The following is a 12,336-nucleotide window of genomic DNA, read 5'->3' as shown; positions in this document are numbered from 1 at the left end:
CCGAAATTGTCAGGATTGGGTAGCCAAATTAGATCACTCTCCAAGTCAACCTTCCCCCGTCCTGCTTGTGCTTAAGTGGATTGGAATAAGACTCCCAGTTCCTCTACTACTTTTATAAATCGCTCCCTGCGATCACTCAGACAGACGAATTCTGCCATCCGACTTTGTGGCCTCAGAGTTGCCCACTTCATCGACCGCCCGACAGAACCTTTGAGCAGCATCAAACTCGCCAAATCCAAGCGTCGGGTCATAGCGATGCTTGATTCGTCGATGACTCTGCTCTACAGGATTATCGGTGCAGGGACGTACCTCGTGCTCAACTTCCTTGCCTAACTCTTCTCCAATCGCCTGTAGATAGGAGGCTAATCCATCGGTTGCCACCTTCTCGGGTGCATCCTTGTGAAGACCAATGGCCTGGGCAAAGAAAGCTTTAGTCCCAGCCATATCACGAGTCTTGCTGAGGCGGACATCCACCAAGTTGCTATCCTCATCAATGCCTCGATAGAGATAGCACCACTGCCCGTGGACTTTTACAAAAGTTTCGTCCACTAGCCAAACCTTGCCGACTTTTCCTTTCCGCTTCCTCCGTATCTGCTCGGTAAGATGGGGCAAAAATCGTTCTTCCTAAAACCGCACCATTTCATGGGTGAACTCGAAGCCTCGCAACAGGAAGAACTCGGTGATATCCCGATAGCTGAGCTTATAGCGTACGCGACAGAGAATTACCTGGAAAATAATATCGGCCGGGACTTCGATAAAGTTGAACGGTGTTTCTGTCCGTTCATTAAAAGTCCGACGACAGTCCTTGCACCGAAACATGTCATAGCCCAGACTGGTTTTACGTTGCAAAACCGAAACGCGAGTTGATTGGCAGCGAGGGCAGTCCGTAGGAGATAAACAAGGCAGGGCTTGAGGGAAGTCCCAAGCCTACCAGCAAGATGCCCAGCATTCATCTTTGGCTACTCACATCTGACGGTTTCGGCTGATCTACAAAATTTTCTGAGAACGCATGAGAACTCCTTGTCTGAAAGCATTGTCGATGCCTGATCTTAAAAAAACAACGAGAAATTTTAACAGGCCTTGCTAACCTGTAAATTGGGACTTCATATAGGGTTTTTAGCCGCAGCTCTTTTTTTACCATTAGTTTTGAAATAGCTGTTGCACTTTCCCCATTTTCGACAACAGACTTAACCATTTCACCACTACTCATTTCCAACGCAATTTTTAACTGGTCACAGGCAATTCCCCACCGTCCTAGAGCCCGCTCAAACATAGACCGTGTGCCTGACCCTTGCTCTCGCATAATCCAAGTGGTCGTAAGTAATTCCGATGCCGAAATCATTGCTGACTTGTACCAGGGATGGTGCTTGCCAACGACAATAATTAAATGATCGCTACCGACGGTCTCTAATTCCAGTACTTTGCAAATGGTCGGTTCAATTTCGCCTTCTACGAAGCCCAAGTCAAACTTTCTGTTAGCTATGCCTGCGCTGATTTCTTTAGTATTGCCCAGCGTACAGTAAATTTGAATACCCGGATATTGTTGCTTGAATCGGCTAATTTTTGGAGGTAACCAGTAATTTCCCACGGTCCGACTAGCGCCCAGGTGAAGCTCACCCCGTCGTAATGCACTTAACTCTCCTAGGCCACGCTCCGTGAGGGTGACCTGTCCTAGTATTTTTTGGGCCTCAACCTGCAACAATCTACCAGCTTCTGTAATTTCAATATGGCGACCGATACGATTAAACAGTTTCATATCGTAGCGGTCTTCCAAGTTATGGATGGCGGCGCTGACTGACGATTGCGTCATGTACAAGGCTTCAGCGGCACGGGTAAAGTTCATATGGTCTGCTGCTGCCAAAAAGATTCGTAACTGATCAAGTGTCATACCCATGGCTAGAAAATTGGCGATAAAGAGATTAATCGATTTTATCGATTGTTTTGGTGGAAAGAAACATTTGTTGCAACGAACCAGCTTTCTTATAGTGAGGGAAGATATCTCATTTCGCTGACCTAATTTCGCCACAAATTATAAAGATGTTGAAAAAACCTCGATGCGTTGGGATGCTGAGTAGATTGCTGTACCACTCTGTTACGCTGACCTTCAACTTACAGCAGCTTATCTTTTTGGGGTTGGCGTTTGTGTGTCTCACCCCGCTTATAACAGCTCCACTTGCGCTTACATTAGGGCTGGCGATCGCGCTGACGGTTCGCAATCCTTTTCCGCAAGTAAGCAAACAAATTTCGCGTCAAGTGTTGAAAGGTTGTGTTGTGTTGCTAGGCTTTGGGATGGATTTAGCCATTGTGCTAAAAGTGGGTCGCAGCAGCGCACTATTTTCGATTCTTACCATTGGGATGACTCTGCTATTGGGGCAATGGCTAGGCACACGGCTAAAAATATCGCACAAAATATCGATTTTGATTTCGTCAGGGACGGCTATCTGTGGGGGATCTGCAATCGCTGCTATTAGCACAGTCATTGGGGCTGCTGAACAAGAAATCTCCATTGCGATGGGCACTGTTTTTTTACTCAATGCGGTAGGGCTTTATCTGTTTCCACTGCTGGGTCATACCTTTCACCTGAGTGCCGAACAGTTTGGGCTGTGGGCAGGGGTGGCTATTCACGATATTTCGAGTGTTGTGGGTGCGGCTTCGTATTTTGGGGTCGAGGCTCTGAATACAGCGACTGCTGTAAAACTCGCGCGTTCGCTTTGGATTCTCCCCGTATCTCTTCTTTTTTCAAGATTGATTCGGCCTCACGATACTGCAACCAGATCAGGCGAGTTCTCTCAGCCCGTTCAAGTGCCGTGGTTTATCTGCCTATTTTTACTCGCCTCTGTGGCCCGTTCCGTGATACCTGCGATCGCTGACTGGTCGCCTACAATCACGCAGTTTTCAAAAATCGGCCTAAAGCTAGCACTCTTTTTAATTGGCGCTGGACTATCGGCAAAAACCTTGAAATCAGTTGGCTGGAAGCCTATTTTACAAGGCGTTGTGCTATGGATTATCGTCAGTCTCTGCTCGCTAGGCATTATTCTGTTTTTAGGCTTGACTCACTAGGAAATGGCCGCGTAAATGGCCAGTTGTGGGTTACTCGGAAAGCTGCCGAACTAAGCTAGGGAAAAGGTGACTACTGTTAGCATTGATGTCAGGAACCAGTGGTATATAGTTGACAACATTAATTCCGAAATTGGCCAGATTAAAATCGTTCTTGTAAGCACTATTTTTGTAGGCGTCATCTTCATAAGTACCCTCTTCATAAGCATGACGGGTGATTAAAAGAAGATCGTGAATACCAATATCTTCCAATATTTGTGCCGCAAGACTAACAGTCTGGGGCGCTAACTGGATCGACTGTCCGTCGTGGACTTTGACAGTATCTGTCCCTGTATCCTTTGAGGCATAGCGCTTTAGCTGATCCACTAGTCCACGGCCATGGTCTGCGGGTCGTAAATAAACAATCACACCTTGTCCTGCGGCAGCTATCATTCCCATGGCCGCAGACAGTTGATTACGACAGCTACAGCGTAGTGAACTAAAAGCATCTCCAATTAAACATTCAGTATGCAAATAGACTCTGACAGGCCCAGCGCTCATGGGATTGCCTTTGATGATAGCCAGATGCTCAGAGCGATCGCCTAAGCTCCGATAGGCCTGCACCTTAAAAGCGCCAAATTCAGTCGGCAGCTGAGTAACCGCTTCGCAAGCAACAAGAGTCTCGCAACTCAACCGATAAGCGATCAGATCTGTCATACGAATGACCTTGAGATGGTGCCGCTTGGCATAGGCCAAGGCAACGTCCCTTTGCTTCCCGCTAGCATCACTTCTCGCATGACCGGATGATTTAACCCCGCAAACCAGCCCCGCCGGATATAATCCGGCCAAACGAGCGAGATCTACAGCAGCTTCGGAGTATCTGGCCCTAGCCAGCACGCCACCTGTTTGAGCACCCACTGGAAAAATATTTCCCGACTGCTGTAGATCCTCTGGTTTTGTTTGAGGATTTAAACAGGCTTGAACGGTTCGGGCCTGACCCTCAGCAGCTGTTTTAGCTGAAGCACCGCTAACAGATAAGCTGAGCCGGATTCCGGCAGACAATTCTCGGACTTTGTTCTCATTACAGCCTGAGGGAATGCCGTTTAGCGGCTTGCTCGGCAACGCTAACGCCTGTAGCCGAGCCTGTTCCATCGCTAAAAGCAAAGGTGCTACGGACAGTGAGCCCCTAGCCTGAGTGGTCATAAACTCAACCCTCTCTGGCGTTACAAATTGAGCGGCACACATTAAATAGACCGATTGCCGCCATGATTTGTCATCAAAAACAATCACCGAGCGGCCCACTTTCATCTCTGCCAGGGCTTCTTCAACAGTGCTAAACAAGGCAGTACAAACTGGCTTATAGTCTGTTGCGACCGACCTGCCATCACTCTTCTTTAAACTTTTATTCAACGTAGGAAGCATTTTTCCACTAATAGGCTAAAAGATTTTCTCGTAACGTGCTGCCTGTATACTCCGTGCGATATCTGCCGCGACGCTGTAATTCAGGAACCACCATATCGACAAACTCTTCGTAGCACCCAGGTGTATAAGAGGCGATTAGCATAAAACCATCCGCGCCCCCTTCATCAACAAAGTATTCGATTTTATCTGCAATCTCAGCAGCTGTTCCATATAAAACAGGCATCCCCATGCCCATCGCGTAGTACAGCGCGGCCTCTTTTACCGTAATGGGGGCTCCACCCTTGGCATAAATAATGCTTTCAAAAAGACCCTGAATACCAGGAATCTCAATGTCTTGAACATATTCGTCTAAATCGTAGGTTGAAAAATCGGGACCGAAGTGTCCCGAAATCCAGGCCAGTGCGCCCTCTAGCGGAATATTACTGAGAATTTGTTCATATTTCTCCTTGGCATGCTCGTGAGACTCACCCACAATACATTGCAAACCGTATATCAGCTTAACGCTACCAGCAGGTCGTTGAAAGCGGTTTTGAAGCCGATCGTTTAAGTCGTCGGAATACTGTCGCATTCTGTCGACCGTAGGATGCACTGCAAAAATAGCTTCGGCATGTTTGGAAGCAAAATCACGACCGCGATCGGAAGCACCCGCCTGCCAGAGCACCGGCCTTCCTTGAGGCGAGCGATAGCAAAAAGAACGGCCCTTACAGCTAAAGTACTTGCCCTGGTAATCGACTTCATGCACCTTGGCCGGATCGGCAAAAATGCCGCTTTCCCTGTCCGCAATAATGGCATCCGGCTCCCAAGAATCCCAGAGTTGATAGCAAATTTCCATGTACTCTTCCATCCGGTCATAGCGCTCTGCGCGGGGCGTCATTGCAGCGCCGTAGGCGTCCCATTCGCTTCTAGAATAAGAGCTGACAACGTTCCACGCAACCCGCCCGCCTGATAAATGATCCAAGCTCGACAGGCGGCGAACCATTGAATAAGGATGCTCGAAAGCGGTTGATAGCGTTACCCCAACGCCGAGATACTTGGTCGCGGTTGTGATAATTGGCACGATGGTTGAAGGTTCGTGGGTAGGGCACTGAACGGCCCACTTCACGCAGGCATCAGAACTATTTTGAAAGTTGTTGTAAGGGGCTAGCTCGTCGGCAATAAACATGCCATCAAACATGCCACGCTCCATAGTCCGTGCCATGTGCTGCCAGTATTCAGGGCCGCTCCAGTTCCAATTAATTTTGTCTTTGGGATATCGCCACATACCGATGGCATGACTGTTGAATCCGTGCTGAAGGAATCCCAACAGGTGAATTTTCTTCTTAGCTGACATGGTCTATCGCTCCTACGGCTTTGATGGGTGTTTTGGATGGGGTGATTAAAGGATGTTTAGATCGGCGGTTTTACTCGCTATGGTTTCTTAGCTTTGATGGCTGAGGCGAATCCCAACAGCGAATCTTGTAGGCGAGTTTCAATGTCACCATCTAGCTGAATACCGCCTTCATCGAGTCGCTGCATTTGAGAATCCACAATAAATAGACCCCTCTCAATGTGGGTTGCACCTAGGACGGCAAACAGCGGCTTCATAGCGTATTCGAGTGAGAGTAAATGGGTAATGGTGCCGCCAGTCGCAATAGGAAAGAGAATTTTGTCTAAAAAGGCATACTGTGGAAGCAAATCTAAGAGGGCTTTCAAAATGCCTGTGTAGGTAGCCTTGTAAACGGGGGTGGCGATCATGATACCTTTGGCTTCTGCGACTAAGGTGGTAAATTTTTGGAGTTCTGGGCTCTCAAAATTCGCAAAGACTAAGTCTTCTGGTTTAATGTCTCGTATCGTGAATGTTTCAACCTGAAGCCCCTGTGCTTCGAGCAGTCCTGTTGAATGGGCAAGAACAGCAGATGAGCGAGAAGAGACAGAGGGACTGCCTGCGATCGCAAGAATATCATGCATGGATTAAGCACTCTTAACGTATGGAATAGGGATTGGATATATCAGGTGTATCTAGGGCCAAAGACTCGCTTAAGCGGCTATTTTGGCATTGAGAAAGGCTATATATTTGCTGAATTTTTCATCAACAAAGTAGCTGTTCGAAAACTCGCTGGCCAAAGAAACTTGTTGGAAGTGATAGTCAAGGCCCAAGAGGCTGTAGGTTAGCCGCAAAAAGTAGTCATCGATCCAAAAATCAACATCAAATTTGGAAATGTCGTAGCGGTTTTCAAGCCGTCGATTCAACGTTTTAAGGAGCCATGACCACTGAGGCTTCAGGGTTGGATCGATCCGGTTTCCAGAGCTGATAGCAAAGAAATCAAAAATTTGAGCGGGATGAAAGTTAGCGAACTGAGAGAGCTTGTGAGCGGCCTGATCCGGATTGGATAAAAACCAGGAATTCGCAAGCACTAGATAGTACAAGTACGTTATCACCGCCTGGGGGTGATCGCGAATAATTTCACTCCGGCAAACAATCCCTCGTAGGGAGGGTAGTCTAATGGTTGAAGTTTGCGACTGATCCAACGTCCTTGAAAAATTATGTTCTTCTAGCTGACGTGCAAACGTTGTACAGCAAATATGGGCATCAATGCTGCTGTTTGCCAAACTGTTGCTAGCCGTACGAGAGTCTTCATCAATTAGCGTACAGTCCACCTTGACATCATAGCCGCATGAGTCAAACAAAGTAACAATAAATCGATGGGCATTAGTACCCAGCAAAACAGAAATTCTTTTGCCTTTTAGCTCAGCCACTGTTTTGATTTTTGAGGACTTTGGCAACACAATACTGATATCTTCACCCGCAATGTTGTACGAAGCAATGCCAATTAGCTTCGAGTTAAATCCTAGCTGATCAAAAAAAGTTGAGCCGTTTCTCAACAGAGACATATCGTCCAAAATGCAAATATCAATATCATCTCTTTTCATTTGGCGAGTCATTAAATCGCCAGATGAAAAGAGGCTCACCTGTAGATCCAAGTGCTTATCGATACCGGCTTCTGGCAAATCGAGAGCGTCAGGTGGAGAACGCCGGAGCTGTTCGGAAATGTAGTTGACCCCGTGCCCAGCAATAATTTGGCCAATAGAGTCTCGCTGCATGCCAATCCGCAGCGCCGCCGCTGCCTGGTTGAACGACCTGTTGGGCGACAAGTAAAATTTAGGCTGCGGCTCTAAGGCATCTTGTTCTAGCTGAAAACTTCTGACTAAGCTCTCTGAAAGAATTAATAATTCACTCGTATTTGGAACATGAATATAAATGCCATAGTCCCGAACGCCCTGGATAGGAAGCGCTGAAATTTCATGTTTCTGCCGGATTGGGGCAAGGCAAAAGCTCGGCAGAATAGTGGATTTATGAGTGTTGACAAGCGTGTTGATTAAGTCCTGGTAACTGCTGACAAGCTGAGCTAAATTGAGAGCCTCTGGCTGAGAAGGCAGACTTTTAGAAAGGTCTCGATACACTTCTTCGAGTAAAACGATTTGCTCAAAATCAATCTTTTCTCTAGGAAGCGCAGTCTGCCCCGACCTTTGAGATCTCAATGCTTGATTCGTAGACCCAAACGCCACCAGAAACAGCTGATGAGTTTGCAGGCGGTTACAGCAATGCTGACTCTGGTAAGCCGATGAGCTATTGATCAACATATGCAAGTTTTCTCTTTCCGAGGAAGAAAAATCATTGGTGCTAGTCACCGTCTGACGAATTTTTTGGTCGGGAAAGCACAGCATAATCCGATAGAGATATAGCTTGAACCAAAGGGCTGATAACAGTGACGTTGTGCCAATGACAATCTCTTGACTAGCCGGATCAAAAATCTCGCTTTGAAACTCTTCAAAGAGCCCTTCAAAGTCTTCATAAACGCTATAAACTTTTGACACCAGCCGTTCACCCTTGTGAGTAAGGCTAATAGCACCGGGCGATCGCTTCAGCAGGCGAGTATCAAAGTAAGTTTCCAGCTGTTTTACCTTCTTACTAATGAGACTCTGACTACAGTCCAGTACCTCAGCCGCTTTAGAAAAGCTCTGATGGTCATGAACCGTCTTCAAGATCTTGAGATGGTTCAAAGTGATATCTTCCAGCTTCATAATGCTCAGCTCTTTTAGCTATGAAATACCAGCTGTGAATACTAGCTGCGGATGCTCGTTAGCGGTTTAGCAGGATGCTCTTGTGTTTGGGCATGAGCAGCTTTAAAGTTTTTGATGTCCTGCGCCATACAATACACAATCGCCATCGGACTAATCATGGCAAAAACAGGTCCTAAATATAGAAGCGATGGGCTAACGCCATAGGACCAAATCACAAAAGCAGCAGCAATACCGGCCAAAAGGGCACCCCAGGCAGGGGCCGCATAGTAGGAGCCAGTGGTTTCTTCTTCTGTTTCGTGATAGCTACCGGCAGCTTCGTCTAAGACAGTGAGCATTGCTTTGAGATATAAAATACTCACTACTAGCCCAATAATGATGAACATAATTGTAATAGGCGATAGGGCATTCCTGGGAACGGCTCCATCATCAACGGCCCGAGCACCAGAGGAAAAGGCTAAGGCAATCGCAGTCGCTAAAGCACCGATCACAAAATATTGTCCTTTACCCAGAAAATCTTTGAAAGCTTGCATGATCGTTATATGTCCTTAAGTTGAGAAAGATTAGTTGAGAAACGGTTAGAGATCTTTGACCTGTTTGAGCGAATCGTAGTCAAACAGACGGGTATTCGGCAGACTCATGACGATGGGAACAACCGTGCTAATCGCCAGGATAATTAAGGTGCCGGGCAGTTCGCCCAGCGCCATACGCAGGGGCATTCCTACCACAATCGCCGCAACGGTTCCCCAAATAAACCCGCCCGCTGTCATCTTTCGCCAAAAAATTGCCAGCATGAGCGGCACCAAAATAGCGGTGCGAATCGCATAGGTTGTCAGCACAATCGTGACAAAATCCACCCCTGAAATAACAACGCCTAAGGCGATCACCGCTGCAATCAGCATAGAAGTACGCGTGAATTTCAACAGACTTTTCTCTTGAATTTGCGGCGCAATCGGCTTAATCACATCAATAGCGGCTAAGGAGCTCAATGAAGCTAGGGCCCCATCCATCGTGGAATAGCACGCCGAGAGAATGACAAATACATAGGAATACACCAGCCAGCTAGGCAAGCCGATGTGCGAGATAACAAAAGGTCCGACCGCTGCGGCATCATTGTTGAGATTAGTGGCTAAATCAACATTGAGCGCAATCCCGACCAGCCCCAAAATGCCCAAACAAATAGGAATCGGATAGAACCACGCACCTGCCCATAAAAAGCTACGGCCCACCTCCTTTGCCTTTAGCCCCCACACAATCTGCCAAAATGATTGACCGGCCAGGGTCGCGGTGAGCAGTCCTAGCGCGAGGGTAATACCAAAGGCCGCAGGGACATCTGCTCGGGTCACCGATAGTAGTTCAGGCCCCTTGTCAGCAACGGCCTCCCAAAGGGGCGTCGGCCCACCCAAATAGCTCAAAACAGCCATGAGCACGACCGAAGCAGGCACCGTAATGAACAGCGTCGTGAGCGTGGACGTACACATGGAAGCCCACAGCCCACCCAACATGCTGTAGGCCAACACAATTGCGATCGCAACGATAGCAACGGCTGTTTGTGACATGCCAAACACGGTCGAAATCACCAGCGATGTCCCCTTCAAGTTAATAATAATCTCGATGAGAGAGCCAAAAATCAAACCGACCGTGACCACAATTCGGGCCAGCTTAGCATTGTCAAATCTTGAGCTAACGAACTCTCCCATCGTGTAGCCGTGGGGCATTTTCTCTCTTAGCTGCTTCGCGAAAGGAATCACGGCAATCACAGCGAGTCCATTCGGCACGGTAAACCACCATAGGCCAGAGAGCCCAAAGTTATAGGTCATCGCTGCTGACATCATGACAGCCATCGCCCACGTCCAAACAGAGATAAGCCCGGCAACACCAAAGCCAAAGCCGAGCTTGCGGCCCGCAACAATAAAGTCGTGGGTGTTCTTTACTAACTTCGACTTAACGTAAAAGGCCACGCCCAGCGAGATTGCACCCAGCAACAGCATCATCAAAACGCCCTGAGCTGGGGCTAAGGAAGGGTTTGGCACCAGTTCTATATCCAGCATAATTTCTCAAAAGGTTCCTATGGAGACAGGTTTAATAGCTTGGCGATCGTCTACTAAGAGGCCACATCGTCTGGCCACTTACTAACAAAATTAGTGAAAAAAAGATTACGCGAAAAGGCAACAATAAATAGAGAGATTCTTACCGCCTTCAACAACACACTATCAGGTGTGACTAGGTGTGCTGTGTAGGAAATCACACAATCAGCCATCAGCTATTACGATATGGAATATTGACTAGTTTGGTGCGCAATAAGCCTGTTTAACAGGCAATTGGGTTAATCAAAGTTCATTCAATTAAGTCTGTTCTTGTATCTAAAGCTACAAATTACATTGAAAAATATTTTTATGTTGTTGGCAAGGACATCTGTTTTGAAAACTCCCGTGTCCGTGAACCGCACAAACGCAAAAGAGAATGCTTCTGGAGAGAATGCTTCAGTCGCACTTCAGTCACATTGAGTCAGTCGCACTTCAGTCACATTGAGATATTGCATTCAATTTAAGGTTATTAGCTAAATAGTTCTGGCTAGGTGGAACAGATCTAAGGCATCCAGATAAAGCGTCCTCTTGGGCTTTTCTGCTGAGCTAGTGCACTCGCCTAAAGATAGAGGAGCGACAGAAAGTGAAGATTTTTTGGTACATACCGGCCCACAAAGATAGCCGCTATCTCGGAACAGAAGTCGGTTCACGGGCAGCAACTCATACATACTTGTCTCAAATTGCTCAGGCGGTAGATTATTTAGGATATGAGGGGGTTCTAGTGCCCACCGGAAAAAACTGTGAAGACTCTTGGATTATTGCTGCCGCCTTAATTCCGATGACAAAGAGATTACGCTTTATTGTGGCAGTGCGCCCTGGACTTATGCAGCCTGCGATCGCAGCTCGGATGGCCGCCAGCTTTAATAGAATGTCGGGCAATCGGCTGAGTGTAAACGTGGTAGCAGGGGGAGATCCGGTTGAACTTGCTGGCGAAGGGGTGTTCTTAACCCACAGTGAGCGCTATGCGCTGACAGATGAATTTCTTCACATCTGGAAAAGCCTGATGCAGGGAGAAAATACAAACTTCGAGGGTAAATATCTTTCTATCAAAGAAGGACAATTGGCCTTTCCGCCCATCGATAATAGTTGCCCACCGCTTCTGTTAGGCGGGTCGTCACCCACCTCAAAAAAAATAGCCAGCGAACATATCGATACCTACTTAACCTGGGGTGAGCCGCCAGAGAAGGTTGCAGAAAAAATTGAATCAGTGCGTGCACTAGCCGCAGCACAAGGTCGCAAAATCAAGTTTGGCATCCGGCTTCACATTATTGTTCGAGAAACCGAAACGCAGGCTTGGCAAGCAGCCGATCAGCTCATCCGCTACCTGAATGAAGATAAAATCGCCGCCGCTCAAAAAATTCTCTCTCGGACTGAGTCAGAAGGCCAACGGCGGATGATCGCGCTGCACCAGGGGAAAAGAGATGCCCTAGAAGTGAGTCCCAATCTTTGGGCGGGTGTTGGGCTGGTAACAGGCGGTGCGGGAACGGCCCTAGTAGGCGATCCCAAAACCGTGGCCGCTCGCCTTCAAGCATATGCAGACATTGGCATTGAGTCTTTTATCTTATCGGGGTATCCACATTTAGAAGAAGCTTACAGAGTGGCCGATCTGTTATTTCCGCTGCTGCCTATTGTTGACAACAGTGATCCGATACTCAAGCAGATCAAAGTTCCTATCATTCCCGGTGGATGGTAATCCTAATCGCTCACCATCCCACAAAACTGAACCATTCCT

The 12,336-nt window shown here is 47.5% G+C and carries 10 protein-coding genes; 2 read left to right on the top strand and 8 right to left on the bottom strand.

Annotated features, from left to right (window positions below):
• Window positions 1–132: 132 nt before the first annotated feature.
• On the bottom strand, window positions 133–612 hold the full coding sequence (locus IQ256_RS29555; protein ID WP_228024753.1) for a DDE-type integrase/transposase/recombinase: 480 nt from the start codon (window positions 610–612) through the stop codon (window positions 133–135).
• A 337-nt stretch (window positions 613–949) separates the two neighbouring features.
• Complete coding sequence (locus IQ256_RS10470; RefSeq protein ID WP_370623407.1) at window positions 950–2,026, bottom strand: LysR substrate-binding domain-containing protein; 1,077 nt, start codon at window positions 2,024–2,026, stop codon at window positions 950–952.
• Between the two features lie 11 nt (window positions 2,027–2,037).
• Here IQ256_RS10470 and IQ256_RS10465 point away from each other — a divergent pair, with 11 nt between their 5' ends.
• Window positions 2,038–3,060 carry a YeiH family protein gene (locus IQ256_RS10465; RefSeq protein WP_228024752.1) on the top strand — a complete coding sequence of 341 codons (1,023 nt, stop codon included), beginning with the start codon at window positions 2,038–2,040 and terminating at the stop codon, window positions 3,058–3,060.
• Between the two features lie 30 nt (window positions 3,061–3,090).
• Here the strand turns inward: IQ256_RS10465 and IQ256_RS10460 are convergent, their stop codons facing one another.
• The 6 genes from IQ256_RS10460 to IQ256_RS10435 all read right to left on the bottom strand — a co-directional run bounded on the left by IQ256_RS10460 (window position 3,091) and on the right by IQ256_RS10435 (window position 10,568).
• Entirely contained in the window at window positions 3,091–4,377 is a 1,287-nt protein-coding gene (locus tag IQ256_RS10460; RefSeq protein WP_193855494.1) for a 3,4-dihydroxy-2-butanone-4-phosphate synthase, read from the bottom strand.
• 88 nt (window positions 4,378–4,465) lie between these two features.
• Entirely contained in the window at window positions 4,466–5,788 is a 1,323-nt protein-coding gene (locus IQ256_RS10455; RefSeq protein WP_193855493.1) for an LLM class flavin-dependent oxidoreductase, read from the bottom strand.
• A 77-nt stretch (window positions 5,789–5,865) separates the two neighbouring features.
• Window positions 5,866–6,405, bottom strand: a complete 540-nt coding sequence (gene ssuE, locus IQ256_RS10450; RefSeq protein ID WP_193855492.1) for an NADPH-dependent FMN reductase — start codon at window positions 6,403–6,405, stop codon at window positions 5,866–5,868.
• Between the two features lie 69 nt (window positions 6,406–6,474).
• Complete coding sequence (locus IQ256_RS10445; RefSeq protein WP_193855491.1) at window positions 6,475–8,520, bottom strand: LysR family transcriptional regulator; 2,046 nt, start codon at window positions 8,518–8,520, stop codon at window positions 6,475–6,477.
• 41 nt (window positions 8,521–8,561) lie between these two features.
• Complete coding sequence (locus IQ256_RS10440) at window positions 8,562–9,050, bottom strand: hypothetical protein (RefSeq protein WP_193855490.1); 489 nt, start codon at window positions 9,048–9,050, stop codon at window positions 8,562–8,564.
• Window positions 9,051–9,095: 45 nt separating this feature from the next.
• Window positions 9,096–10,568: a sodium:solute symporter gene (locus IQ256_RS10435; RefSeq protein ID WP_193855489.1), complete on the bottom strand. Its 1,473-nt coding sequence runs from the start codon at window positions 10,566–10,568 to the stop codon at window positions 9,096–9,098.
• Window positions 10,569–11,187: 619 nt separating this feature from the next.
• Between IQ256_RS10435 and ssuD the strand changes: the two genes are divergently transcribed.
• Window positions 11,188–12,297 (top strand): FMNH2-dependent alkanesulfonate monooxygenase, encoded by a 1,110-nt coding sequence (ssuD, locus tag IQ256_RS10430; protein WP_193855488.1) that lies wholly within the window; start codon window positions 11,188–11,190, stop codon window positions 12,295–12,297.
• Window positions 12,298–12,336: the final 39 nt, after the last annotated feature.

Origin of the sequence: cf. Phormidesmis sp. LEGE 11477 (genome assembly GCF_015207105.1) — a bacterium.
Taxonomy (GTDB): Bacteria; Cyanobacteriota; Cyanobacteriia; order Phormidesmidales; family Phormidesmidaceae; genus Phormidesmis.
This window is presented reverse-complemented; position numbering and strand designations above follow the sequence as displayed.

What these genes read in the sequence shown, in the direction of transcription:
- IQ256_RS10465 (WP_228024752.1), top strand. Translation starts at nt 2,038, where the DNA reads ATGTTGAAAAAACCTCGATGCGTTGGGATGCTGAGTAGATTGCTGTAC.
- IQ256_RS10455 (WP_193855493.1), bottom strand. Translation starts at nt 5,788, where the DNA reads ATGTCAGCTAAGAAGAAAATTCACCTGTTGGGATTCCTTCAGCACGGA.
- ssuE (WP_193855492.1), bottom strand. Translation starts at nt 6,405, where the DNA reads ATGCATGATATTCTTGCGATCGCAGGCAGTCCCTCTGTCTCTTCTCGC.
- IQ256_RS10445 (WP_193855491.1), bottom strand. Translation starts at nt 8,520, where the DNA reads ATGAAGCTGGAAGATATCACTTTGAACCATCTCAAGATCTTGAAGACG.
- IQ256_RS10440 (WP_193855490.1), bottom strand. Translation starts at nt 9,050, where the DNA reads ATGCAAGCTTTCAAAGATTTTCTGGGTAAAGGACAATATTTTGTGATC.
- IQ256_RS10435 (WP_193855489.1), bottom strand. Translation starts at nt 10,568, where the DNA reads ATGCTGGATATAGAACTGGTGCCAAACCCTTCCTTAGCCCCAGCTCAG.